This window comes from Nonomuraea sp. IBHARD001, assembly GCF_056106265.1.
The window spans coordinates 7,065,763-7,089,264 of record NZ_JBWBBW010000002.1 but is presented as its reverse complement, the minus strand read 5'-3'; the positions used below and the strand labels follow the sequence as shown (position 1 = coordinate 7,089,264).

Below are 23,502 nucleotides of genomic sequence, written 5' to 3'. Positions count from 1 at the left end.
GGCAAGGTGCTCAGTCGATTCACTCCCGGCGCCCGGCGCGCGCTCGTCCGCGCGGGCGTGCTCGCCATCGAGGCGGGCCACCCCGTCGTCCCGCCCGGCCTGCTCCTGCTGGCCCTCGCCGAGACCCGTCCCTTCACCCGTCCCCTGCCCGCCTTCTCGCCGACCGGCGACGACATCCGCGCCCACGTCGACACCGGCCGCGCCCGGGAACTGCTGGCCACACTCGGGATCGACCTCGACGAGGTACGGCTGCGCGCCCTCGCCGGTTCCGACGACCCCGCGTCGTGGCGCCTGCGCCGATCGGTCGTACGCCCGCTACGGGTGGAGCTGACCGGCCCACTGGGCGTCGTGGTATTGGCGATGCACACCCGGAAGGCGTTGGAGGTGGCCCTGTCGTCGTCGGCCGACGGCGAGGGCCTGCTGTGGGGCCTGCTGGCCGACTCCCGAAACGGCACGGCCGCGATCCTGCGGTCCTGCGCCGTGAACCTGCCCGAACTGGCCCGCCAGTCCCGCATCCCCACCCCCCGAAGGGCCGCGTGAGCCCGCCGGGTCCTTCGTTCAAGTCGTCAGGGGTGCCGGAAGTCCGATATAGTTCTCACGCAATCGCAAGGGGCTATAGCGCAGCTGGTAGCGCACCTCCATGGCATGGAGGGGGTCAGGAGTTCGAATCTCCTTAGCTCCACAGCACTGCAAAACGGCTGGTGTCGTGACGCCAGCCGTTTTCTCATTCCTGAGGCTCACGGCCGGTCTTGAGTCACTGTTCGACCACGGATAGTGCGGGTGCTGAGGTACGGTCGCTCGCATGCGGGTCGGGATCTATGTAGACGGTTTCAACCTCTACTACGGTGCGCGTGGCCTGTGCGGTCGGGGCACGCCGGGGTGGCGTTGGCTCGATCTTCGGGCGCTGGCTGCTGATCTCGTCGCGCGGCGGACCAATTGGCCGAACGCGCACGTGGAGCGGGTCGTCTACTGCACGGCGCGCATCGACGGGGCGGACAACCCGGAAGGGCAACGTGATCAGAGCATCTACCTGAATGCCCTGCTGGCCAGCAACGGCGTCGACCACATCGAGTTCGGCTACTACGTCTCGCGAGTGAAGTACGCGCCCCTCGCCGTCCGAGATCGCGCAGGTCGGCCGGCGATCACACGTTCCGCCTGGCCGGTGGGGGTCTGCGATTCGTCCGGGACGCCGATCCCTGATGCGAGCTTCATGGTCTCCTATGCCTACCGCGAGGAGAAGGGCTCCGACGTCAACGTGGCGTCGCATCTCCTGCTCGACGTTTTCGCCGGTGCGATCGACGCCGCGGTGGTTGTCTCCAATGACAGCGACCTGCGCTTTCCCATCGAGCGAGCGCGTCAGCAAGTCCCGGTTGGGCTGGTCAATCCGAGTCGCAACTACCTGGCGGGCGCACTCCGTGGACAGGCGTCAGATGGTGTGGGCAGACACTGGTGGTATCAACTGTCGGCGGCCGATGTGGTGAGGTGTCAGCTGCCGGTGACTGTCGGCGCTTACACGCGCCCTTCGGGCTGGTGACGCTGGGTTGGCTGCCCGCTGCGGAAAGCTGAATCTGATAAGCTGAAGGCACATACCACCCGGCTCCTTGTGGGCCGGGTTTTCCTATGCCCGTCAGCACGCCCAGGAGGGCCTCAAGGCGCTCCCGAAGCTTCACGGACGTCGTTTCGCCCCCGCATCCGTGTCGGATGTGGGGGTTTCGTCTTTCCCAGGCACCTCCTCGGCATCAGACATCCCCATATAAGCCCCTATCCGCGCTTCAAGGGCGATAGTCGCGATCACCCCTCAAGGGGCTGGTGGGGCTCGTAGGGTTGAGGTGGTCTCACGCTGGGAGAATGATGCCTGGGCATGGTGCTGGACGTGGGGGGAACCTTCCTGAGGAAGGGGCCAGGTTCGTCGGGCGGGTCGGGATGCTGGCCGGGCTCAAGGCGCAGGTGCGGGAGTCGCGTCTGGTCACGGTGACGGGCGTGGGGGGCGTGGGCAAGTCGCGTCTGGCCCTGCGGCTGGCCCATGAGGTACGGCCGAGGCACAAGGACGGCGTCTGGTTCGTCGACCTGGCGGGAGTGCGGGAGCCGGGTGCGGTGGGGCGTGCGGTCGCGGCGGTGTTCGGGCAGGAGGCCGAGGCGCTGGAGCGCTGGGTCGCGGGGCGCGAGATGATGCTCGTGCTCGACAACTGCGAACACCTCGCCGAGGCCTGCGCCGCACTGGTGGAGAGGCTGCTGGGGGCGAGTGCCAAGCTGCGGATCGTGGCCACCAGCAGGTGCGCGCTCGGCGCACCTGACGAACGTGTGGTCCTGCTCCCGCCCATGGCCCTGCCGGGCGACGACGACACCGAGGCGCGCTACGCCAACGAGACCGTACGCCTGTTCGCCGCCTCGGCTCCCCCGGAATTCGTGCTGGGCGAGGAGAACATCGCGCTCGTGGTCGAGGTCTGCGCGGGTCTCGACGGCATCCCGCTGGCCGTCGAACTGGCGGCGGCGAGGCTGGAGACGTTGTCGCTCGAGCACGTCCACGCCCTGCTGGAGGACAGGCTCGGCCTGCTGACCAGCGCGGCGGGCGCGACGACGGCACGGCACGCGACGATGCGCGAGGCCCTGGCCTGCGGCTACGAGCTGTGCGAGCCGGACGAGCGCCTGCTGTGGTCACGCCTGTCGGTGTTCGCCGGGGCGTTCGACCTGGAGGCGGCCCGCCTGGTGTGCGGCGACGACCGCATCGCGCCCGAGGCGATCGACGGCCTGGTCGACGCGCTGGTGAGCCGGTCCATCCTGATCGTCGGCGGCGACAACGACACCACGCGCTACCGGCTGCTCGGCACGCTCGCCGCCTACGGAGCCGAACGGCTGCAGGAGCTGGGCGAGACCGGTCAACTCAGGCGCAAGCACCTGGAGTACTTCCTCGACCTGGCCGCCCGCGCCGAGGCCGACTGGTCAGGCAAACGGCAGATCTACTGGTTCGAGCGCATGCGCAAGGAACACGACAACGTACGGCTGGCCCTGGACCATGCCCTGCAGACGCCGGGCGAGACCGAACGCGGGCTCGAACTGCTGTCGTCCCTGTGGTTCATGTGGATCTGCTGCGGATTCATCAAGGAGGGCCAGAGCCACCTGGAGAAGGCGCTGGAGGCCAACCCGGGCGCGAGCGCGGCACGCCGTAAGGCCCTGTGGGTGCTGTCCTATGTGCGCAGCGCCGCGGGCGAGAGCGCGGGCGCGATGGAGGTGGCCGAGCGGTGCCTGGAGGAGTCCAGGTCGTCGGGCGACTCCAAGTCCGCCATCCTCGCCCTGAAGATGCAGGGGACGGCGGCCCTGCTCGGCGATGACTTCGAGCAGGCCAGGGCGTTGCTCGGGATGGCGATCGGCTTCCACGGCACCGGCAGGGAGCTCAATCCCGGCCTGCTGCCCACGGTGGTCGAGCTGGCGATCGTGCTGACCAAGCAGCAGGACTTCCACGAGGCCGAGGCGCTCCTGGTCGACTGCCTGAAGACGTGCGAGGTGCGCGAGGAGCTGTTCGTCAGCTCGTACGCGTACTGGACGCTCGCCGAGGTCTATCTGGCCTGCGGCAGGACCCACGAGGCCCTGGACGCCGTCAGGCACTGCCTGCGGATCAAGGGGCTGTTCGACGACACGCTCGGACGCCTGATGGCCCTGGAGGTCGCCGCCGGGATCTACGCCAAGCTGGGCGAGTACGAGGTGTCGGCCCGGCTGCTCGGCGTCCTCGGCCAGCGCTGGACGAGCGCCGCACGGCCGCAGCTGGGCGCCTCCTGGCTCATCGACGGCCATGACCGGCTGGAGGAGGTGTGCCGCGAGGAGCTGGACGCCGACGCCTTTCGCAAGGCGTTCGACCTCGGCAAGCGCATGGACCTGGACGGCGCCTCGGCGCTCGCGATGGGCGTCTACGACGCCGACGAGGTGAAGGGGCTGCGGATCTGCGTCACGGGCGCGCACAGTGCGGCGCTGTGCCGTCTGGAGTTCGCCGTCATGGAGTTGGTGCGCGCCTACGGCTTCGAGATGCTGCCGCCGTGCCAGAACAGGATCCCGCCCTACGGCCTGTACTTCCGCGGCGACGGCAACGGCGACGGGGTGACGCAGGAGCGGCGGCGTGAGGAGCTGGAGCACGCGCTGCGGGCCACGCCACTGCCCGACGGGCCGGTCAGCGGGCTCCTCACGGCGCTCGGCCGGGTGGGCGACGCGTTGCTGCTGATCCACAGGACGCTGGTCGTCCAGGTGCAGGGCGAGGTCCAGGTCCGCCGCCTGTCGTCGGCCGAGACCGCCTTCCTCGACAGCCGCCCGCAGCTCCTCGACGACCCGGGCGAGCTCATCAAGGAGCTCAGGGAGCTCGACACCGAGACCACGGTCGAGGGTTCGCTGAGCATCGGCCGCAACGACTACGCGACCATCGTGGAGCACCTCGGCCCGGAGGCGGCGGCGGCGCTGGAGGCCTGGGCCGCGGCGAAGGGCTGCGAAATCACCTCGAACGAGCCGGTCTGGAGCAAGAGCGGCAACACCGAGAGCCGCCTGCTCGGCCTGATCATCACACCGCCCTCGGGCATCGGCACGATGGCACGCAAGGTGGTGGCGAAGGTCTGCCCGCCGGGCCCGCTCTCGCGTGAGCCCGCACAGCACCAGCTGGCCCTGGACGCCAGCGTCAGCGCCTTCCGGCGCGACCACCTGGTCGACCTCTGGGGGCAGGGCCCGTCGCTCGGCCCGGACGGCGGCCACGTCCTGCTCCAGCACGTGGCGGGAGGCAGCCTGTTCGGCATGTGCCAGATGGCCGAGCTGTCGGCGCCCGGTGAGCTCGCGGCGGCGTTCGAGGCCGTCGTCACCGCCGTGATCCGCGACTGGAACCCCAGGCTGCCCGCGGTCCGCCGTCCGCTCCCGTACTCGTGGGAGTACCTCGCGGCCGAGCTGGGGGCCGCCTTCGCCGAAGGCAGCAAGCTCAGGCGCTGGGCGCAGGCGCGCGGGCTGCTGGAGCCGGAGCGCGAGTGGATCTTCTTCGCCGGCGAGCAGACGCCCGTCGTGCTGCCCAACCCGCTGGCCATGCTGACCGGGCGCATCGCCGGACGCCACCGCGTACAGCACCTGCGGGGCTTCGCCCATGGCGACCTGCACCACGGCAATGTCCTCATTCCGGGCGTCGAGGAGGGGGAGCGAAGGCCGGAGGAGTTCAAGCTCGTCGACCTGACCACGTTCGAGAAGTCGGCGCCGCTGTCGCGCGACCCGGCCACGCTGTTCCACTCGATACTCGCCGGGCGCGTCCCCGATGACCCGCAGGCCCAGGAGCGGCTGTTCCGCCAGATCATGGACGGCGGCGGTGGGGACGACCTCCTCGCGCCGATGCTGTCCACGCTGCGCGACATGGCCAGGACGGCGCTGGAGCACGGCGACTTCGACGACGACTGGCGGGTGCAGCTGCACCTGTCCTCGCTCGCCTCGGCCCTGCTGCAGTGCACGTTCAGGGAGAAGGACGAGCGGACCAAGTGGTGGTTCTTCCGCCTGGCCGCCAGGCACGGCGCCGAGTACCTGCGGGCCACGGCCTCATGGGCGCCCGCCGTCGACACGGTCTACCACCTGAAACTGCAGGACATGGGTGGCTTCGAGATGCCCAGGCGCTGAGCGCTCCGCCGATGCAGTTCGTACGCGGTCTGCGTCTTGCCCGCGCCGGACGGCCCGTTGGTCCACAGCAACATCACCTCACTCCAGCCAGGCGACGGTCGCACGGAATCTGAGCTGGTCGTCGAGCCCGGCCTCGGCGCAGCGCAGCAGCCCGGCCTTCTCCAGCACCCTGATCGAAGCGGGGTTGGCCGGTTCGACGTCGGCGTGCACGGCGCGTACACCGGGTGCGGTCAGGGCGAAGGCGACCATGGCCCTGGTCGCCTCGGTGGCGTAGCCGAGCCTTCGCCTGGAGGCGATGACGCCGTAGCCGAGTTCGACGGTGCCGTCGGCGGGCGGCCAGAACAGCCCGATCGCGCCGACGACGAGCCCGGTGGCCCGCTCCACCATCTGGCGCTGGCCGTACCTGGTGGAGGCGGCGGGGTGGCCGGCGATGTAGCGGGCGATGACGCGGTCGCCTTCGGCGGCGAAGTCGGGGGCCCAGTGCGGGAGGCGGAGGCCGTCGAGTGCGGCGGTGACGTCGGCGTGCGGCCAGGGACGCAGCGTGAGGCGTTCGGTGGTGAGGTCGATGAAGGCGGGCACGGGCTGCTCCTGCGTCGGTCGGGGGCGACCGGGGCCAGGGCCGCGTCCAAGCCGTCACGAATGCTACCAACCGTCCCCTTTGGTAGCCAATCGTAACCTTAAAAGCCGACAAAAAGGACTTTAGCTTCTCTATAGTCTCGAACGTCATCATTCTGGACGTAAGGGGCAGCATGGGTGGGCGTCGCCTTGGGGCAGGTGTCGTGGCAGCGGCGATCGGGGTCGGCATGGTCGCGACCGCCCCGCAGGCGGCGTACGCCGCGCAGGCGCCCGAGGTGGTGTTCAACAAGCCGCTCGGCACGGCCGTCGAGCGCAATGCGATCGTCGACCACCTGATCGGCCTGATCAGGGGCGCGGCGTCCGGCTCGACGATCAAGATGGCGATGTACAGCGTCAACTCCACGCCGATCGCCGACGCCCTCATCGCCGCCTCCAGGCGAGGCGTCAAGGTCACCGTGGTGGCCGACCACACCGCGAGCGCCGACAACGCGGCCTTCCGCAAGCTCGCCTCGGCCACGGCCGGTCTGGGCTCCGACCGCTCGCGCGCCTCCTGGGCCGTGCTGTGCACCAAGGGCGCCGCCTGCATCGGCACGGCGGGCGGGCCGATCAACCACAACAAGTTCTTCCTGTTCTCCAGGACCCGCGGCGCGGGCGACGTCGTGGTGCAGTCGACGGCCAACCTCAACGCCGGGCTCGGCGGCACGGGCGGCTGGAACAGCGCGGTGACCGTGCCGGGCGACCGCCGCCTGTACCAGGCCTACTCCGGCTACTTCGCCGACCTGGCCGCCATGCGCAAGAGCGCCGACTACTTCACCAGGCGCCCGCCGGTCGTCTCGGCGGCGGGCAAGGCCTACTTCTTCCCCAGGCAGGGCAGCGGCGCCAACGCCGACCCGATCGTGAACATCCTGGACAACGTCTCCTGCACCGGGAGCACCAAGGGCGGGGCCGGGCCGAAGCACCGCACGGTGATCAGGGTCGCCATGTGGTCGATCACCCGCGACGCGGTCGCCAGGAAGCTGTGGGACCTCGACCAGCGCGGCTGCTATGTCGACATCGTGTTCAACAAGATCGACGCAGGCTCGCTCAAGGCGCTGTCCAAGAGGCCGAACGGCTACAACGGCCCCCGGGTGCGCACGTTCGCCGCCGCCGAGAGCGGCAACGGCGTGCACTCCAAGTACCTCCTCGTCGAGGGCACCTACAACGGCGCTCCGAACAGGAAGCTCGTCTTCATGGGCAGCCACAACTACACCACCGCGGCCCTCAGGCAGAACGACGAGACGCTGCTCAAGGTGAGCGGCGCGGCCCTGCACGACAGGTTCGCCGCGAACTTCGCCGCCCTGCGCGCGGCGGCCGGCAACGCGGTGCTGTCAGGCACCGGCGAACCGGCGCTGAAGGTCGAGCCGATCACCACGGTCGCCGACGGCTTCGACGAGGGCTCGCTGCCCGACACACCCGCCGACAACTGAACCAACCAGAAGGCAACACCATCATCATGTGCAAGCTCGCGTTGCCGCTGCTCGTGGCCGCCGCGACCCTTCCCCTGCTGTCCGTGCCCGTGGCCGCGGGCACGACGGCGTTCGCCGTCACCGCCGTCGAGGTCGGACCGAACCCGGTCGTGCTGAAGGCCGAAGGCCGTACCCGGGTGACGATCACCCCGCGTTTCACCAGCCCGGCGGGCACATCAGGCGACATGGACCTGGCCTTCGTCAGGCCGGACGGCGCCCCGGTCACCCCGGCGTGCCGCGAGCAGGCCGCCGCCGGGCGTTTCGTGTGCTCGTTCGGCCGCCGCGATCTGACCGGCCGCTGGCGGGTCAGACTCAGCGCCGAAGGCCCCGAAGGCGTCGTCGCCAAGGCCGAGACCACCTTCCTGCTGCAACGCGGCACCAGGCTCACCGGGTTCGACGCGGCCAGGAAGGGCGCGAGGGTGGTGCTGTCCGGCCGCCTGCACAAACTCACCGCGTACGGCAGGCCGTACGCGCCCGCCGCCGGGCGGAAGGTCAAGCTGTGCGTCCAGCCTGCCGCGTCGTCCAAGGCCCCGACCTGCCCTGCCGTCGCGGTGACCGACAGGGCTGGGCGCTTCACGCACAAGGTCGAGGCGCACAAGGGCGCGGGCACCTGGCGGGCCGTCTACGCGGGCAGCACCCGCTACGCGCCCGCCAGGTCGTCGGCCCATCGGGTGGGCGCCGCCGTACCCCGTCAGCTCTGACGAAGGACGGCGGCGCGCTGCCGCACTAGCGGCGCAGGGCCCAGCCGGGCAGGCCGGGCAGGGGGCCGGTGTTCGTCGGCCAGGTGGCGCGCTTGCTCAGCGCGTCGGCCGGAGGTACGGCCGGGCAGCGGGAGCCGCGTGCGGGCAGGGTGAGGCTGATCAGATAGCGGTCGATCGGGTCGGACGTGCACGGGCCCCGGCCGTAGATGCCGTGGCCCCAGCCCTCGTAGGTGAGCAGCGTGCCGGTCCTGCCGAGCTGTGCGGCCAGGCCGAGCGCCCAGTTGTAGCCGGTCGCCGGGTCGTGCAGGGAGTTGCCGAGCAGCAGCGGCGCACTGCCCTTGACCCTGAGCGTGTGCTGCGGGTTGGGGATCGGCTTGGGCGTGGCGAGACAGAGGCCGCCGAGCATCACCGAGAGCCAGCTGTAGCGCATGTCGGGCGCCTGGCGGCCGGTGCTGCGCATGAGGTCGGCCCAGGCGCGGTAGTCGCGCACCGGCAGGCCGAAGTCCTGGCAGAAGATCGGCGCGGGGAACTCCTCGACGCCGGGAGGCAGGGCCCTGGCCCGCTGGGCGGCGGCGGGACGTAGCGAGGCGGCCGTCGGCGTGTCGGCCCCGGTGTCGACGGCATGCAGGAAGTCGGCCAGGAAGGACCAGTTGGGTCCGTAGAAGGCGTCGGTCGCGGCGGTGATCAGGGTGAAGGAGGTCAGCGGCCTGTCCGGCTCGCCGGGGAAGTGCAGTTCGCCCTTGTCGGCCCTGGCCAGCAGACCGGCCCAGAAGGCACGCAGGTTCTTGTCGTGCAGGGCGCAGCTGCTCTCGCGGGCGCACCAGGCGGCGAACTCGTCGAAGGAGTCCTGCACGGTCCAGGCCTGGGTGTCGAAGAACTCCTTCGTGTCGACGCTGTGGTCCATGGTGCTGTCGAGGGTCAGGGCGCGGACCCGGCGCGGGTAGGTCTCGGCGTAGAGCTGGCCGATCAGCGTGCCGTAGGAGATGCCGTAGTAGGTCAGCTTCTGGTCGCCGAGCGCGGCACGCAACGCGTCGAGGTCGTGCACGACGCTGATGGTGTCGACGTGGTCGAAGAGCGGGCCGGTCCTGGCCCGGCAGTCCTGGCGCAGGCGCTTGCTGTAGGCGTACATGGCGTTGAAGTCGGCCTGGTTCTTCAGGATGGGGTCTGGCGCCTGGCCGAGCACCTCGCCGGTGCAGACGACCGGGCTGCTCCTGGCCACGCCGCGCGGGTCGAAGCCGACCACGTCGAAGCGGCGGGTGATCTCCGGGGTGAAGTACTGCCCGGAGAAGAGGGCGAAGTCGACGCCGGAGCCGCCGGGGCCGCCGGGGTTGACCACCAGCGAGCCGATCCTGGCGGCCGGGTCGCTCGCCTTGCGCCTGGCCAGCGCGAGCTTGAAGGTCTGGCCGCCCGGACGGCGCCAGTCGACGGGAACGGTGAGCGTGCCGCACTCGGCCGTGGGGTCCTCCACGCACGGCGTCCACACGATGGCGGGCGGACGGCTCGCGGCGGGGGAGGCGACCGGGTCGGCCGACGCGGAGGCCGGGACGAGCAGGGATGCGACAAGGGCTAAGACGAGCGTGACAAGCGACGTACTTCTTCGCACACGAATCTCCTCACTAGAGGCCCCGATTGTCGATCACCCCCCATAGCCCCGCCAATCGGGAGCAAGTAGGAAAAATCTCTTCATTCGCATGGCGTAAGCACCACGTTTACCCCCGCAGTCCCTCCCGTCCCTCGGTACCTGACGCGATCTGACAGGTATCGGCGCGAGGATGACCGCATGAGAGCAACAGGACCCTTCACCATCACCGGCTGGGAGCCGCAGGACGCCTTCGACGACCGCGACGGCGTCTCGCTGGCCAGGATCACGCTGACCAAGGAGTTCGCGGGCGAGCTGAGCGGCACGAGCGTCGTGCACATGACGGCGACGGGCACGCCGGTGGCGGAGTCGCGCTCCTACGTGGCGGTCGAGCGCGTCACCGGCGTGCTGCACGGCCGATCGGGCGGCTTCGTCGTGCAGCACTACGCCTTCAGCGACAAGGGCGAGACATCCCTGCGCATCGGCGTCGTGCCCGACTCGGGCACGGGCGAGCTGGCCGGGCTGCGCGGCGAGATCGGGATCGCCGTCGCGCCCGACGGCTCGCACACCTACACCTTTGACTACGACCTGCCCTAACGGCAATGCCAGTTAGTTAAGGGTCTTCGGTGGTCGTCAACATGGCTTCGGTGAGGATGTCGATGTTGATGGTCGTGCGGTGATTGGTGCGGTCTATCTGGCCTTTCGCGCGATGTTTGGAGATCGCTCGTTTCACGACGCGGGGACTGGATCGGCTCCGGCGCTTGGGGAGCAGGCTGGCCAGGACAGCCCGTCCGATCCGGCCTGGCAGGCCGGCGGGCTCGGTGATGATCCCGGCGGCTGCGGTGATCTGGTCGCGGGCGGCGTACAAAGCGACGGTGAAGCTGGCCCGGTCGTCCAGGACGGCCGGGTCGGGACCGGTGGCGCCGGCCATCGCGGTCCGCAGCACCTGATAGCCGACCAGCAGGGCGTACATCTCCTGTTCGACGCCCTGAGGAGTACGGGACCGCAAAACCCTGCCGCCCAGGAGGGCCGATTTCAGCTCCCGGTATGCCGTCTCGATCTCCCACCGCCGGTGATACAGATCCACGACGTCGGGCGCCGGGTAACGCCGATGGTCGAGCAGGGTGGTGATCAGCCGGTAACGACCGCTCCGGCAGCCGCCACCCGAGAGGCCAAGAGTGATCTGCGCATCGATCACCCGGACCGTGACCCCGCCCAGTACCGAGATCCACGACCCGTCCGGCAGGGCCGCCAGCCGGGGCAGCGGCCGGCTGTTCTTGCAGCGGATCAGCAGGCCGCCGCCGGTCGCGGCGATCTGGGTGATGAGGTCCTTGACCGCGAAGTTCCGGTCGGCCAGCAGCAGCATTCCCGGCCGCAGGCAGCCGAACAGGTCCGGCGCATAGGTGCTCTCACCGGTTTTGAACTGCCCGAACCTCGCCCCCAGCACAGTGCGGGTACCGCAGGCGACCACCGCCAGCAACCGGACCAGCGGAAACCCCGATCCGCCATGAGATCCGCTCTGACGCCCGTAACAGGCCAGGTTCTGCGGGCTGTCCGGCACGCTCATCGTCGTCCCGTCGATCGCGCACACCAGCAGCCCCCTCCACCGCGCCGCCCCCGCAGGTGGCCCCGCCAGCAATTCGAACAACGCCTTCAACGGCGCCACCCCCACCCGCCTGCGGGCCTGGGCCAGCGCCGACGATGACGGCACCGGCCCGCCCTCCTCCAGCCCCGCCACCAACCGCGACCAGACCTGCCGATACCCCAGCTCGGCGAACAACCCCGCCGCCACCAGCAGGTACACCACCACACGCGAGGGCAACTCCCGCACCCGCCGCTCGGTCGCACCGGTCTCGGCCAGCACCTCATCGACCATCTCGAACGGCACGATCTGTGTCAGCTCGCCCAGATGACCGGGCGCGAACACCCCCATACCCACCCGAACCGTGTGCGTCACCGAACAGATAGCGGAGGCCAGGGCAGACCTGGCAGACTGACGAGCCAACGGAGATCCAGTCTGTGCGGGCGGTGGTAGAAGATCACCCGTTCTACTGGATCTCCGTTCTCATGTCCGGACTTCAGCCGAAACCCTCACCACCAGCAGCCAGACCTTAACTAACCGGCATTGGCCCTAACGGTCGAGCGCGCGGGCGTACAGGCGCAGGAACAGGCGCTGCAGCACGGTGACGAGCGGGCCGCCGAGCCGTGCGTACCACTGGGCCGGTCGGGAGAACGCGGTGACGGTGAGCCTGGCCCTGCCGTCGGGCAGCCGTTCCAGCAGGAAGCTCTCCTCGCCGCTCTCCGGGTGGCCTTCGAGCGTGCCGTAGGCCCATCCGGTGCGGTCCGGCTCCTCCACCGCCCACACGACGCGGCACGGCGCGCGGACCGGGCCGAGTCTCGCCACGACCTCGGCGCCCACCCGCACCCTCGGGGTGCTCGGGCGGGGGCGCAGGCCGGTGCGGACGTGGGTCTGCCAGGTCATGAGCGCCTCGGCCGCCCGCTCGAACGGCACGCCGAGCGTGCGCTGGTGGCGCAGGTGCGTGTAGCCGGGCGGCAGGTCGCCGGTGAGCGTCGCGCCGACCTCGGGATAGGTCAGGTCCACAGCGGGTCTCCTCAGGATGCGGCGCCAGGCGAGCACGGCGCACAGGGCGAAACCGAAGGCGTTGCCGAGCCCGTGCGTGGCGATCATCACGCCGAGCGAGGGATGCGGCAGGCCGGTCGCCTGGCCGAGCGCCCAGCTCATCGCCAGGGCCATCGTCGCGGCCAGGGTGAGCGAGGACAGGGCGACGAGCACGGAGGTGACCCGGTCGCCCCCGGTGCGCCCGGCCCCGCGCCAGGCCAGCCAGCCGACCCGCCACATCCCCACGGTCAGCACGACGGATCCGGCGAGCTCGGCCCAGTCGGCGACGAAGTACCCGGCCAGGACCAGCAGCGTGCCGCCGGGCACGGTCAGCGCGGCGAGCGTGTCGCCGGTCTCGGCCGCGACCAGCCCGGCCACCAGCGCCGCCGCGAACCCGGCGAAGTGGAAGTGCGCCACGGTCAGCGCCAGCATCTGCGGCGTGTACCCCAGCAGCGACACTCCGGCCCGCTCGGCCACGAGGGCGACGGCCGCGACGGCGGGAGAGGCCAGCGCGGTGGCGACGGCGAACCCGACGGCGCTCGGCGGCCACAACCGGGGCACGGCCCGCACCGCGAGCCAGAGGGCGGCCACCAGGTAGCAGCAGGCGAGCCCGGCGGCGAACGGCCCTGGCGGCAGCCACAACGAGACGGCCCCGGGCAGCGCGCCCGCCAGGAAGACCCGGGAGCGCACCCCCACGAGCCCCAGCCCGGCGGGCACGATCACGACCATGCCGAGGGTGACGATCACGGCGACGAGGGGGGACACGCGAGCCTCCTTGAACACGTTCAAAGCGACCATAACGCCCGACTTGAACGCGTTCAATCGCCTTGACGGCCGAGTGGCGAACGCCATAGCGTGCAGGGGAGATACCGACCGGTCGGTTCAGGGGAGACGCCCATGCGGGTGCGGGACAAGGTCGTCGTCGTCACAGGAGCGGCCAGCGGGATCGGCAGGGCCATGGCGCTGCGTTTCGCCGAGGAGGGCGCGGCCGGCGTGCTGGTCGCCGACCTCGACGAGAACGCCGTCGCCGAGGTCGCCGCGCTGATCGGCGACAGGGCCTTCGCGATGCGCGCCGACGTCTCGGCCGAGGCCGACGTCGTGGCCACCGTCGAGACCGCCGAGCGCCTGCTCGGCCCCATCGCCCTGTACTGCTCCAACGCCGGAGTCATCACCGGGAGCGGCCTGGAGGCCACCGACCTGGAGTGGAGCCGCACGCTGGCGGTCAACACGCTCGCCCACGTGCACGCCGCCCGCGCCGTCGTCCCGCTCATGGCCGGGCGCGGCGAGGGCTACCTGCTCAACACCTGCTCGGCCGCGGGCCTCATCAGCTGCCCCGGCGACGCGCCCTACGCGGTGAGCAAGGCGGCGGCCATCGCGTTCGCCGAGTGGGTGGCCATCCACTACGGCGACCAGGGCGTCAAGGTCAGCGTGCTGTGCCCGCAGGGCGTGCGCACCGCGATGCTCGACGCCGACGAGGCGGGCGAGAGCCTCACGGCCAGGGCGGTGCGCGCGTCGGGAGCCGTACTCGAGCCCGCCGAGGTGGCAGCCGCCGTGATCGACGGGCTCGACGCCGAGAGGTTCCACATCTTCCCGCACCCCGAGGTGGCCGCCTTCGTCCGGCGCAAGGCCGACGACTACGACCGCTGGCTGTCGGGCATGACCAGATTCGTCACCTCACTCCGCTGAGTGTCCGGGACGCCGAGCACCTACGACAGCGCCCTGCCGATCGCGACCACCTCGGCCACCTTGCGCCCGGCGAACCCGTGCCCGGCGTCGGGCGGCGCGTGCGTCAGCGAGCACGACGTGCTCACCACCAGCTCACCCACGAGCCCGAGCAACGTCGCACACGTGGCCAGCGCCCGCCCCTGCCCGCCTCCCAGCTCCCCGCGCCCGTCCACCACCCCCGCCACCACCGTCTTGTACGGCAGGCCACCCACCGAAGCGACCGCCTCCAGATTGCCCGGCCCCGCCACGAAGTCCAGCGCGATGGCCTCGACCTTGGAGGCGGCCAGCACCCCCAGCGCCTCGCCGATCTGCCCGAACGAGGTCGCCACCAGCAGCCTCGGCCTGTTGCTCAGCTCGCCGAGCCGCTCGTAGACCCGGCGCAGCGCCCTGAGCTCACCCGTCGTGCGCTCGACGGCCAGGGCGGGCTCGTCGAGCTGCACCTCGCGCACGCCCGCCGTGGCCAGCCGCTCCAGCAGTTCGGCATAGCGCTCGACCAGGTCGTCGAGCAGGTCGAGCGGCGGGAAACCGGGGATGCTCGGCCTGGCCGACAGCAGGAAGGTGAGCGGCCCGACGAAGACCGGCCTGACCGCGACGCCCAGTCTGACGGCTTCGCCGTACTCGGCTACCGGGGGTTGCCAGCGCAGGGTGAGGCGGGTGCCGGGGCCGACCTCGGGGGCCAGGTAGTGGCGGCCGATGCCGAACCACGGGGCCAGACGCAGGTGCGAGCGCCTGCCGGGGCGCTCACCTTCGGCCACCAGGCCGAAGGTGAGCGCCGCCTCCAGCATCGGGTCGTGTGCGGCGGGCGGTGCGGAGGGCACATCGGTCAGTCCGGCGTCGCGCAGGCCGGCCCAGGTGCGCTCGCGCAGCCTGACCTTCGCCTCGGCCAGCGCCAGGTCGTCGATGGCGCCGCCGCCGTGTGCCGCGCTCGCCCTGGCGAACTCGTCGTCGGGGTCGATTCCCGGATGGCCGAGGATCGTGGTGCGCTGCTGTCTCATGGGGTCCTTCCCTCGCGGAACCCGCCTTGCGGGCATGCCGAGGGTGGCCCCCGGCCCTCCCGCGAGGCCATGGCGTGACCGCGCGCCAGACGGCACGCGGGCGATGGCAGGTGTTCGGACTCGTGGGCGTCGTGCTCGTGCCTACTGGCCGTCGCTTCCCAGGCCGGGGTGGCCCAGTGCTACGTGACGGCGTTCGTTCCCACTCACCGCTGCGGGGCAGTCCCGGACTCGCACCGGGTTCCCTCTTGCGTCGATCATCTTTGACAGGATGATCGAACCAGTCGCAAGGCGATGATAGAGGAGACGGTCATGACAGATCACGTGCCCCAAGGGGTGGACACCAGTTCGGCCGTCGAACTGGCCATGTCGCCCGAGGGCTTACGCCAGAACGTCGAGCGGCTCTTCGACATGGAGAGCGAGGACCTGATCGCGGACCTGCGTGCGGCGTTGCTGATGTTCGGCGAGGTGGGGGAGTTCTTCGGCAACGACAAGGCGGGACAGGCGTTCGCCAGGGGCGGCGAGGGCGCGCCCGGCTACCTGCAGATGATGGACAGGCTCGTCACCGAGACGACGGCGCTGGCGAACGCCTACGACGGCATCGCCGCCCGGCTGGGCCTGATGGCGGCCAATGTCGAGGTCGCCGAGTGGAACAACGTCCGTGGCCTGGGGGAGTACCTCGCATGATGGCGAAACTGCCGCGCGGCCTGTTCGCCGCCGTCGGAGGGGCGGGGCTGGCCGGGTTCCTGATCTACGACCTGATCGAGCACTGGCCCGAAGGCGACCCCGAAGGCGCCAGGCGGGCCGCCGCGCTGTGGCGTGCGCTGGGCAAACGGCTTGAGGCCTCGGCCCGGATGGGCACGGTGGCCGCCCGGGTCTGGCAGGAGCACCCCAGCGCGGGCAGCGAGGCGTTCAGGAAGGCCTGGCAGAGCGGGGTCACCACCTCATCGGGCCAGACCTTCTCGGTCGACGGTGTGGCGCTGGAGTTCGCACGGCGGGCCGAAGGCATGGCGCTGGCCTGCGAGGCCTATGCCGACAGCGTCGAGAAGGAGCGCGAGGCGAAGCTGGCCGTCACGGCGGTGGCGATGGCGCAACTGGCGTTCGCCGCGGCCTGGCCGTGGGTCGGCGGGCCGGGCGCGTCGATGATCGCGCTGATCGGGCGCAGGATCTGGCTGCGCGCCCAGCTCAAGGTGATCACCGACCTGTTCCTGCGGGTCACGACCGCCAAGATGCGCCAGGTCATGGCCAGTTATGTGGCGGGCAGCGCGTTCTTCGCACTCGGCGACCTCGCGCTCGCCTCCACCATCAAGCCGCTCATGGGCCAGCCGCTCGGCTCGCCCGGCACCGTGGCCAAGAACACCGCCTTCGACTTCGCCGCCTGCCTGGTCTTCTTCGGCGTCGGCGACCTGACCAAGCTGGGTCCGATGCGCAGGGTCTTCAAGGACACCGACGCCGGCGACTTCGCCTCCTTCTACGTCGGGTCGAGCGCCTACTCCGTCACCTACGACCTGATCAGCGGCGGCGACCCCGGGCTTTCGTACCAGCAGATGATCACGAAGCTGATGGTCGGCATCGCCCAGCGCGGCAAGACGCCTACGTGGCAGACGCCGCCGCCACCCTGAACCAGAGGCAGACGACCTGGTCGTCGTCCTGGACGGCGTGGCCCATGTGCTCGCGCCAGTACCTCGTGTGCGCCTCGGCCCAGTGCTGGACCGAGGTGAACCCTTCGCCCTCGGCGTCGGCGAACTCCCAGGTCACCTCGCGCATGGGGACGACCTCGACCCTGGTCACCTCGACCTCGGTCAGCCGCGCGCCCGAGCCGTCGACGAGCACCAGCCGCTCGCCGACGTGTTCGAGAGGCTCGGACTCGGCCTCGTAGTCCAGGGCGAGCAGCCCGGCGGTCGCCTGTTTCGCGCCCGCGAGCACCAGGGCGTTGAGTTCGTCCTGCAACTCGCCGGGCGAGCCGAGCTCCAGCACGCGCAGTCCGTCAAGTCGTGGCCACATGAACGCTCATCCTCCGAAAGCCCGGCGGTATCCCGACGGCGACGTGCGCATCGCCTTGCTGAAATGGTGCCTGAAGGTCACCGGGCTCTCGAACCCCACGGCCGCGCCGATCTCCTCGACGGCCGCACCGCCGCTCTCCAGCATCGGCAGGCTGGCCGCCACCCGCTGGGCGATGACCCAGCGCAGCGGGCTGGTCCCGGTCTGCAGCTTGAAGTGCCTGATGAACGTACGCTGCGACATCCGCGCCACCCCGGCCAGGTCGGCGACCGTGATCTGCTGGGACAGGTTGGCCATCGCCCACTCCATCGCCCTGGCCACGGCGTCGTCACCTTCGACGGCGCTCACCGCGGCCTGGATGAACTGCGCCTGGCCGCCTTCGCGGTGCGGCGGCACGACCAGTCTGCGCGCCACCGCGTTGGCCACCCCGGCGCCGTGGTCCTTGCGCACCAGGTGCAGCAGCAGGTCGAGCCCGGCGGCGCTGCCCGCGCTGGTCAGCACGTCGCCGTCGTCGACGTAGAGCACCTTCGGGTTCACCCGGACGCCCGGGTACCTGCGTTGCAGCAGGTCGGCGTACTTCCAGTGGGTGGTCACCTGTCTGCCGTCGAGCAGACCGGCCTCGGCCAGGGCGAAGGCGCCCGAGCAGACCGAGACCATCCGCGCGCCGCGACCGTGCGCCTCGCGCAAAGCCTCGACGACGGCGGGCGAGACCCGGCCGGCCACGTCGGCGACACCGGGCACGATCACGGTCTGCGCGCTGGTCAGCAGGTCGAGGCCGTGCTCGGCACGCATGGTGAAGCCGCCGACCACACGCAGTGGGCCGTCGTGCTCGGCGCAGACCCGCAGGTCGTACCAGGGCACCTGGAGCTCTGGCCTGGGCAGGCCGAAGATCTCCACGACGCAGCCGAGCTCGAAGGGCGCCATGCCGTCGTAGGCGAGCACGCTCACCGTCGGCAGCTTCGCGGGGGCGGGGAGTAGCATGGCGCAATCTTAGCGATAGGCGTCATTCACGCCACTGTTGGCGGCGTGCGGCCGGGCGGCAGGATGGCGGTCGTCAGCACGCCACACCCTTCGAGGAGCCGGACATGACCTCCGCCGTCACCGCAGTGCCCGCCGCCGACAGCGCCGCCGCGCTGGCCCACTTCGCCGCCAGGCTCACCTTCGAGAGCGACGTGTCCGACGTCGCCGCCGACCTGGCCGCGGGCGTGCCCGGTCTGGTCGTGGTCGACTCGCGCAACCTCGACAGCTGGAACCAGGGCCATGTCGAGGGCGCCGTGCACCTGCCCACGCGTGAGATCGCCGCGCGGGCGGCCGAGCTGATCCCGCCCTCGGCCACGGTCGTCGTGTACTGCTGGGGCCCGGGATGCAACGGCGCGACCAAGGCGGCGCTGGAGTTCGCCAAGCTGGGCCACCCGGTCAAGGAGATGATCGGCGGCTTCGAGTACTGGGCGCGCGAGGGCTTCCCCGTCGAGACCCTGAGCGGCGTCACCCGCCACCCCGTCGACGCGCTGACCTCGCCGGTCGGCGGCGTGTCCTGCGCCTGCTGAGCGTTCAGCCGGAGGGGGACGGCCTGGCCACCGTGATCGACGGCAGGCTCACGGGGGCCTTGCCGGGATACAGCCCGGTCAGCAGGGCGCTGACCGTGTAGAGGTGCCAGGCCTGCGCCACCTTGGTGACGACGGGCTCGGCGAACAGCGCGCGGACCCGGTCGGGCTCGACGATCGGCGCGAGCGCGTCGAGCGAGCCGAGCACCTGCTCACGCAGGATCGAGGAGAGCTCGGGCCCGGGACTGGTCCGCCAGCTCCAGCCGCCCGCGGTCCTGACCGTGGGCATCGGCGGTGGCGGCACGCGCGACCAGGGCCACCGCTTGACGGCGCCGTCGGCGAAGCGCCACTGCCTGCCCTCGATCGGCACGTCGCGCAGCACCGGGGCGAAACGGCCGATCAGCGTGTGGATCACCTCTTCCGACAGCCGCCAGCCCTGGTCGAGGGCGAGCGCCGCTCGCACGACGCCCTCGTCGAGGAAGGGCCGCACCGGGTCGCCCCTGCGCAGGGCGCCCGCACGGGCACTGGCCTGCCAGCGGCCGACCTTGTACCAGATGTACATGTGGTCGAGCGCCTCAAGCCGGTCGCCCCTGGCCTGCCACGGCCTGGCCAGCTCGGCGGCGTGCTCGTTGGCCTCGGCCGTGAACAGGGCGCCGTCCTTGGTGAACGTCGTGGTGATCCGCCTGAGCAGGGCCTTGTCGCTCAGGTCGGTCTGCAGCAGGTTGAGGCTGCCCGCCCTGAGCGTCTCGCCGCTCTGGCCGGACATGGTGGGCTTGGCCGAATACGGCAGGTAGGACACGATCGTCTCGTAGGCCGAGGTCATGCCCTCACACGCGCGAAGCGTCTCGTACGTCCGGGCGAGCGGGTGTTCGACCACCATCGCCTCCGGTGTGCCCGCCGGTGGGATGACCGTGTGCTCGACGCCGAGCCTGGCGGCGAGCTCCCTGGCCAGGATCACGTCGGGATGGGTGTCGAGCCCGTTGGTCGTCACCCGGAACGGCACCTTCGCCGTGTGCAGCAGGGCGGCCAGGATCCTGGTGTCACGTCCGCCGGTGAGCGCCAGGTTCACCGGCTCCGGCAGCCCGCGCAGCGGCTCCACGGTGGCCAGCAGCGCCCCGGCCAGCTCGTCGATCGCCGCGCGCCTGGCCCGCGCTCCGGCCGGCGGCGGCGCGGCCGTCGGCAGCGGCGTCGCGGTGATCGTACGGCGGCCGTCGGCGATCCGGATCTCGGTGTCGGGGCGCAGCGCGGTCACCCCGGCGTACGGCGTCTCGTCGGACAGGAAGAAGCCCTGCCTGACCATGGACTGCAGGGCGAGCACGTCGAACCTGACCCGGTCGTCCTCGCCGAGCGCGGCCAGGTGCACCAGCAGGGCGCGGCTGCCGACGACGTGCAGATCGGCGTTCTCGGCGTGGAAGACCGGGCAGACCCGGTTGATCGGCGTGCGGGCCGAGATCTCGCCGTCGGCCGCGTGCCAGTGCGAGGCGCAGCCCGGATGGCCGTTGAGCCCGGCCGCCTCGTGGGCGCGTGCGTCGAGCATCGGCGGCTGCCGGGTGTCGTCAGGCTCGTTGCTCCAGGCCAGCAGGGCGACGCCGCGCCCGTTCCACCCGGCCTCCCTGATCACCTCGGGCGGCACCGGGAAGGCCGTGCCGACCAGGGACCGGGCCCGCGCGATGACGCGCTCGGGCAGGTCGCCGTTCTTCGCCGCGAGTGCCAGGTGGATGCGCATGGCGTTCAGCAAACCGGACGGCGCCGGTTCAGGGCAACCGATCACGCGTCGAGCACGGTTTGCCGTCGCTTGGGTCAAGGGCCCGGCGATGCGCCTCCAGCTGCCGTCATACCGCTTGGAGGTGCCAAGACATGAAATTTCGCTCTTTAGCGGCAATTACGGCTAGCTCGGCGCTCATTCTGCTCTCCGGCTGCGGCGCCGGCCCCGAGGGCGCCGTGAGCTCGCACGACCAGGCGGCCCCGTACGGCAGCGCGGCCCCGGCCGTGCCGGAGGACAGGGCCGCACGCGAGTCCGGGGAGGCCGAGAGGGAAGGCTCGCTCTGGGAGGACACCACGACGGCGCAGATCTCCACCTTCGCCCTCGACGTCGACACCGCCTCCTATGACTACGCCAAGCGCGTCATCGCCGAAGGCGCGAGGCCGCAGCCGGGCGAGGTCAGGCCCGAGGAGTACGTCAACTCCTTCGACCAGGGCTACGCCGAGCCCCGTGACGACGGCTTCGCCGTACACATGGACGGTGCCGCGCTGGGCGCCGACGGGGAGTCCGTGCTGCGCGTCGGCCTGCAGACCAGGAGCGCCGACGCGTCGCAGCGCCGCCCGGCCAATCTGACGTTCGTGGTCGACGTGTCCGGCTCGATGGCGGAGCCGGGCAGGCTCGACCTGGTCAAGCGCTCGCTGCACACGCTGATCGACCAGCTCGACCCCGGTGACCAGGTGGCCATCGTGAGCTTCAGCGACCGGGCCACGATGGTCGCCCCCACCACCCCGCTCACCGAACGCGCCGCCCTGCACAGCGCGGTCGACCGGCTGGAGGTCGCCGGGTCGACGAACCTGGAGGAGGGCATGACGACCGGTTACGAGGAGGCGGCCCGCGCGTTCAGGCCGGCCGCGACCAACCGGGTCATCCTGCTGTCCGACGGCCTGGCCAATCTCGGCGACACCACGTGGCAGGGCATACTCGACGCGGTCGCAGAGGCGGCTGGGCGGCAGATCACCCTGCTGTGCGTGGGCGTCGGCAGGGAGTACGGCGACGAGCTGATGGAGCAGCTGGCCGACAACGGCGACGGGGCGGCCGTCTACATCGCCGACGAGGCGGGCGCGCGCAAGGTGTTCGTCGAACGGCTGCCCGCCAGTGTGGAGCTGCGGGCACGCGACGCCAAGGCCCAGGTGGTGTTCAACCCCTCCGTCGTGGACTCCTACCGCCTGATCGGCTACGAGAACAGAAGGCTGAGCACCGAGGACTTCCGCGACGACTCCCGCGACGGCGGCGAGATCGGGCCCGGCCACGCCGTGACCGCGCTCTACGCCCTGCGCCTGCGGCCGGGCGCCTCCGGCCAGCTCGCCCAGGTGAGCGTGCGCTGGCAGGAGCCCGACACCAGACGACCGGCCGAGGCGAGCAGGACGCTGGACGTCACACAGCTCGGCCGTTCGATCTGGTCGGACGGCGCGCCCAGGCTGCAGGTCGGCATGGTCGCGGCGGCCTTCGCCCTGCAGCTGCGCGACCGCGAGGCCTTCGGGCTCGGTCTGTCAGAGCTCGCCGAGCACGCCGCCAGGCTCGGCCGCACGACGGAGGACCGCGCGGTGGAAGAGCTCGCCGAGCTGATCGGAAGAGCCGCCTCGCTCGGCTGAGAGCCGTCCGAGTATCGGCACGTCCGGGTCGCCCGTGTAGTAGAAGTCGTAGATCGCCTCGGCGAACTCGTCCTTGGACAGCCGTCCGTCGAGGTTGCGGTCGAGGCGCTCGAACGCCTCCCTGGCGGCGTCGCCCTCGACGTCGTAGGCGGCCCACAGCCGGAGGTACTCGGCTCTGGTCAGCTTCTCGTCGCCGTCGGTGTCGAGGGCGTCCCACAGGGCGTCGGTGATCGGCCAGACGACATGGGCGACGAAGGCGGTGCGGTCGAGCGCCGGTGCGAGGGCGTGGTGGATGTAGGCCTCACGGCTGATCCTGCCCTGCGCGTCGGTGCCGATCTCGGCGGTGGCGTGCCGCCAGGCCACCTCGTAGGCCGTCGTCAGCCGCTCGCGCTGGGGCGAGAGCTCGGGCAGGCCGAGCCGGTCCGACAGCGCCGAGGCGACCACGACCATGTCGTGGTGATCCAGAAATCCGTCGTGATCCATGTCGCTGGTGTCGAATGCGATGCCGGCGTTGCGTGCCCTCGGATCCATGAGTCCCACCCCTGGTCACTCCGGTTACGTGTCATGTTTGCCATTGGTGAGAAGCCCTGTCAATCGAGTCACCAGAAACCCTTGCCCTGCGTCCGGAAATATCGGCAGCATTCCGGCATATAGCCTGCTGACCAGCGGCATCGGCCTCGGATAGCAGAACACCGACGAGGACACCCCCAGAATGGGCGGCGAGGCCAGCACCAGCGGAAGCTCGGCGAACAGGAACGGCATCGCGATGCTCCGCGCCTCCGGATCGGCCCCCACGATCATGCCGACCGCATCGAGGCAGTGCTCCCTGAACGCCGGATCCGTTCTGAACAAATCCTCGATCTCGCGCCTGCGCCCGGCGTAAGGGGCGTGCTGTTCCAGGTCGGTCCAGGAGAACACCCTGGCCTTGCCGTCCAGCTCGCGCAGCGCAGTGGTGACCCGGTTGCGCGTGTTGTTGATCGCCGCCCTGGCCTTGCCCGCCACCTTCCCCTCCGGACAGCCCTTGGCCAGCAGCGTGAGCCCCAGCTCCCGCCCCGGCACCAGCACGTCGACCTGTCTGAACGTGCCCAGCGCCCAGCCCAGCAGCCGCGTGACCGTCGACTGGCTGAAGTACCCGTTGAGCGCGCTGATCCCGAGCAGGGCATGCTCCCGCTCGGCGAACAGCGCCTCGCATCTGATCGTCAGTGGAACCGTGTCCATATCTCACGGACGGTAGCAAGTCGAAGGCGTTGCGTTGTCGTGCACAACAGTGTTCGAAGGCCTGT

Annotated in this window: 21 protein-coding genes, 1 tRNA gene and 1 riboswitch; of the genes, 12 read left to right on the top strand and 10 right to left on the bottom strand. The window is 70.8% G+C overall.

Annotated elements, in window-relative coordinates:
* Window positions 1–6: 6 nt before the first annotated feature.
* From ACTWNK_RS33845 to ACTWNK_RS33830, 4 genes are all read left to right on the top strand, one after another.
* Window positions 7–540, top strand: a complete 534-nt coding sequence (locus ACTWNK_RS33845) for a hypothetical protein (RefSeq protein ID WP_474308980.1) — start codon at window positions 7–9, stop codon at window positions 538–540.
* 69 nt (window positions 541–609) lie between these two features.
* Window positions 610–682 (top strand) — tRNA-Ala (locus ACTWNK_RS33840).
* 120 nt (window positions 683–802) lie between these two features.
* Window positions 803–1,534: an NYN domain-containing protein gene (locus tag ACTWNK_RS33835; protein WP_474308979.1), complete on the top strand. Its 732-nt coding sequence runs from the start codon at window positions 803–805 to the stop codon at window positions 1,532–1,534.
* Between the two features lie 389 nt (window positions 1,535–1,923).
* Entirely contained in the window at window positions 1,924–5,622 is a 3,699-nt protein-coding gene (locus ACTWNK_RS33830; protein ID WP_474308978.1) for a winged helix-turn-helix domain-containing protein, read from the top strand.
* Window positions 5,623–5,700: 78 nt separating this feature from the next.
* On the opposite strand, the gene ACTWNK_RS33825 is transcribed toward ACTWNK_RS33830, so the two are convergent.
* Complete coding sequence (locus tag ACTWNK_RS33825) at window positions 5,701–6,201, bottom strand: GNAT family N-acetyltransferase (RefSeq protein ID WP_474308977.1); 501 nt, start codon at window positions 6,199–6,201, stop codon at window positions 5,701–5,703.
* Window positions 6,202–6,401: 200 nt separating this feature from the next.
* Between ACTWNK_RS33825 and ACTWNK_RS33820 the strand changes: the two genes are divergently transcribed.
* Window positions 6,402–7,664, top strand: coding sequence for a phospholipase D-like domain-containing protein (locus tag ACTWNK_RS33820; RefSeq protein WP_474308976.1), 1,263 nt, complete (start codon window positions 6,402–6,404; stop codon window positions 7,662–7,664).
* Between the two features lie 26 nt (window positions 7,665–7,690).
* The gene (locus tag ACTWNK_RS33815) at window positions 7,691–8,404 is read left to right on the top strand and encodes a hypothetical protein (RefSeq protein ID WP_474308975.1); all 714 of its coding nucleotides are present in this window, start codon (window positions 7,691–7,693) and stop codon (window positions 8,402–8,404) included.
* 25 nt (window positions 8,405–8,429) lie between these two features.
* Here ACTWNK_RS33815 and ACTWNK_RS33810 read toward each other — a convergent pair whose 3' ends face one another.
* Window positions 8,430–10,007: an alpha/beta hydrolase gene (locus ACTWNK_RS33810; protein WP_474308974.1), complete on the bottom strand. Its 1,578-nt coding sequence runs from the start codon at window positions 10,005–10,007 to the stop codon at window positions 8,430–8,432.
* A 177-nt stretch (window positions 10,008–10,184) separates the two neighbouring features.
* On the opposite strand from ACTWNK_RS33810, the gene ACTWNK_RS33805 reads away from it, so the two are divergent.
* Entirely contained in the window at window positions 10,185–10,580 is a 396-nt protein-coding gene (locus ACTWNK_RS33805; RefSeq protein ID WP_474308973.1) for a DUF3224 domain-containing protein, read from the top strand.
* A 16-nt stretch (window positions 10,581–10,596) separates the two neighbouring features.
* On the opposite strand, the gene ACTWNK_RS33800 is transcribed toward ACTWNK_RS33805, so the two are convergent.
* Window positions 10,597–11,940: an IS4 family transposase gene (locus ACTWNK_RS33800; RefSeq protein ID WP_474301915.1), complete on the bottom strand. Its 1,344-nt coding sequence runs from the start codon at window positions 11,938–11,940 to the stop codon at window positions 10,597–10,599.
* Window positions 11,941–12,114: 174 nt separating this feature from the next.
* Entirely contained in the window at window positions 12,115–13,368 is a 1,254-nt protein-coding gene (locus ACTWNK_RS33795) for a YndJ family transporter (protein WP_474308972.1), read from the bottom strand.
* 132 nt (window positions 13,369–13,500) lie between these two features.
* Here ACTWNK_RS33795 and ACTWNK_RS33790 point away from each other — a divergent pair, with 132 nt between their 5' ends.
* Window positions 13,501–14,289: an SDR family oxidoreductase gene (locus tag ACTWNK_RS33790; RefSeq protein ID WP_474308971.1), complete on the top strand. Its 789-nt coding sequence runs from the start codon at window positions 13,501–13,503 to the stop codon at window positions 14,287–14,289.
* A 20-nt stretch (window positions 14,290–14,309) separates the two neighbouring features.
* On the opposite strand, the gene ACTWNK_RS33785 is transcribed toward ACTWNK_RS33790, so the two are convergent.
* The gene (locus tag ACTWNK_RS33785) at window positions 14,310–15,323 is read right to left on the bottom strand and encodes a hypothetical protein (protein ID WP_474308970.1); all 1,014 of its coding nucleotides are present in this window, start codon (window positions 15,321–15,323) and stop codon (window positions 14,310–14,312) included.
* Between the two features lie 88 nt (window positions 15,324–15,411).
* Window positions 15,412–15,621: riboswitch (cobalamin riboswitch) on the bottom strand.
* Between the two features lie 11 nt (window positions 15,622–15,632).
* On the opposite strand from ACTWNK_RS33785, the gene ACTWNK_RS33780 reads away from it, so the two are divergent.
* Together ACTWNK_RS33780 and ACTWNK_RS33775 are read left to right on the top strand one after the other, a co-directional pair.
* Window positions 15,633–16,007, top strand: coding sequence for a hypothetical protein (locus ACTWNK_RS33780; RefSeq protein WP_474308969.1), 375 nt, complete (start codon window positions 15,633–15,635; stop codon window positions 16,005–16,007).
* Entirely contained in the window at window positions 16,004–16,942 is a 939-nt protein-coding gene (locus ACTWNK_RS33775; protein ID WP_474308968.1) for a WXG100-like domain-containing protein, read from the top strand. Before ACTWNK_RS33780 ends, ACTWNK_RS33775 begins: the two co-directional genes overlap by 4 nt.
* On the opposite strand, the gene ACTWNK_RS33770 is transcribed toward ACTWNK_RS33775, so the two are convergent.
* Both ACTWNK_RS33770 and ACTWNK_RS33765 read right to left on the bottom strand, forming a co-directional pair.
* Window positions 16,914–17,324, bottom strand: a complete 411-nt coding sequence (locus tag ACTWNK_RS33770; RefSeq protein ID WP_474308967.1) for an ASCH domain-containing protein — start codon at window positions 17,322–17,324, stop codon at window positions 16,914–16,916. The genes ACTWNK_RS33775 and ACTWNK_RS33770 overlap by 29 nt on opposite strands.
* 6 nt (window positions 17,325–17,330) lie before the next feature.
* Window positions 17,331–18,302, bottom strand: a complete 972-nt coding sequence (locus ACTWNK_RS33765) for a helix-turn-helix domain-containing protein (RefSeq protein ID WP_474308966.1) — start codon at window positions 18,300–18,302, stop codon at window positions 17,331–17,333.
* 104 nt (window positions 18,303–18,406) lie between these two features.
* Between ACTWNK_RS33765 and ACTWNK_RS33760 the strand changes: the two genes are divergently transcribed.
* Window positions 18,407–18,868: a rhodanese-like domain-containing protein gene (locus tag ACTWNK_RS33760; protein ID WP_474308965.1), complete on the top strand. Its 462-nt coding sequence runs from the start codon at window positions 18,407–18,409 to the stop codon at window positions 18,866–18,868.
* A gap of 4 nt (window positions 18,869–18,872) precedes the next feature.
* On the opposite strand, the gene ACTWNK_RS33755 is transcribed toward ACTWNK_RS33760, so the two are convergent.
* The gene (locus ACTWNK_RS33755) at window positions 18,873–20,591 is read right to left on the bottom strand and encodes an asparagine synthase-related protein (RefSeq protein WP_474308964.1); all 1,719 of its coding nucleotides are present in this window, start codon (window positions 20,589–20,591) and stop codon (window positions 18,873–18,875) included.
* 215 nt (window positions 20,592–20,806) lie between these two features.
* Here ACTWNK_RS33755 and ACTWNK_RS33750 point away from each other — a divergent pair, with 215 nt between their 5' ends.
* On the top strand, window positions 20,807–22,219 hold the full coding sequence (locus ACTWNK_RS33750) for a vWA domain-containing protein (RefSeq protein WP_474308963.1): 1,413 nt from the start codon (window positions 20,807–20,809) through the stop codon (window positions 22,217–22,219).
* Here ACTWNK_RS33750 and ACTWNK_RS33745 read toward each other — a convergent pair.
* Window positions 22,118–22,750 (bottom strand): EF-hand domain-containing protein, encoded by a 633-nt coding sequence (locus ACTWNK_RS33745; protein ID WP_474308962.1) that lies wholly within the window; start codon window positions 22,748–22,750, stop codon window positions 22,118–22,120. The genes ACTWNK_RS33750 and ACTWNK_RS33745 overlap by 102 nt on opposite strands.
* Window positions 22,751–22,774: 24 nt before the next feature.
* Entirely contained in the window at window positions 22,775–23,437 is a 663-nt protein-coding gene (locus ACTWNK_RS33740; protein ID WP_474308961.1) for a tRNA-dependent cyclodipeptide synthase, read from the bottom strand.
* Between the last annotated feature and the right edge of the window lie 65 nt (window positions 23,438–23,502).

Coding starts and splice junctions, on each gene's coding strand:
- ACTWNK_RS33835 (WP_474308979.1), top strand. CDS start 803: ATGCGGGTCGGGATCTATGTAGACGGTTTCAACCTCTACTACGGTGCG.
- ACTWNK_RS33830 (WP_474308978.1), top strand. CDS start 1,924: ATGCTGGCCGGGCTCAAGGCGCAGGTGCGGGAGTCGCGTCTGGTCACG.
- ACTWNK_RS33815 (WP_474308975.1), top strand. CDS start 7,691: ATGTGCAAGCTCGCGTTGCCGCTGCTCGTGGCCGCCGCGACCCTTCCC.
- ACTWNK_RS33805 (WP_474308973.1), top strand. CDS start 10,185: ATGAGAGCAACAGGACCCTTCACCATCACCGGCTGGGAGCCGCAGGAC.
- ACTWNK_RS33790 (WP_474308971.1), top strand. CDS start 13,501: ATGCGGGTGCGGGACAAGGTCGTCGTCGTCACAGGAGCGGCCAGCGGG.
- ACTWNK_RS33785 (WP_474308970.1), bottom strand. CDS start 15,323: ATGAGACAGCAGCGCACCACGATCCTCGGCCATCCGGGAATCGACCCC.
- ACTWNK_RS33780 (WP_474308969.1), top strand. CDS start 15,633: ATGACAGATCACGTGCCCCAAGGGGTGGACACCAGTTCGGCCGTCGAA.
- ACTWNK_RS33775 (WP_474308968.1), top strand. CDS start 16,004: ATGATGGCGAAACTGCCGCGCGGCCTGTTCGCCGCCGTCGGAGGGGCG.
- ACTWNK_RS33770 (WP_474308967.1), bottom strand. CDS start 17,324: ATGTGGCCACGACTTGACGGACTGCGCGTGCTGGAGCTCGGCTCGCCC.
- ACTWNK_RS33765 (WP_474308966.1), bottom strand. CDS start 18,302: ATGCTACTCCCCGCCCCCGCGAAGCTGCCGACGGTGAGCGTGCTCGCC.
- ACTWNK_RS33760 (WP_474308965.1), top strand. CDS start 18,407: ATGACCTCCGCCGTCACCGCAGTGCCCGCCGCCGACAGCGCCGCCGCG.
- ACTWNK_RS33755 (WP_474308964.1), bottom strand. CDS start 20,591: ATGCGCATCCACCTGGCACTCGCGGCGAAGAACGGCGACCTGCCCGAG.
- ACTWNK_RS33745 (WP_474308962.1), bottom strand. CDS start 22,750: ATGGATCCGAGGGCACGCAACGCCGGCATCGCATTCGACACCAGCGAC.
- ACTWNK_RS33740 (WP_474308961.1), bottom strand. CDS start 23,437: ATGGACACGGTTCCACTGACGATCAGATGCGAGGCGCTGTTCGCCGAG.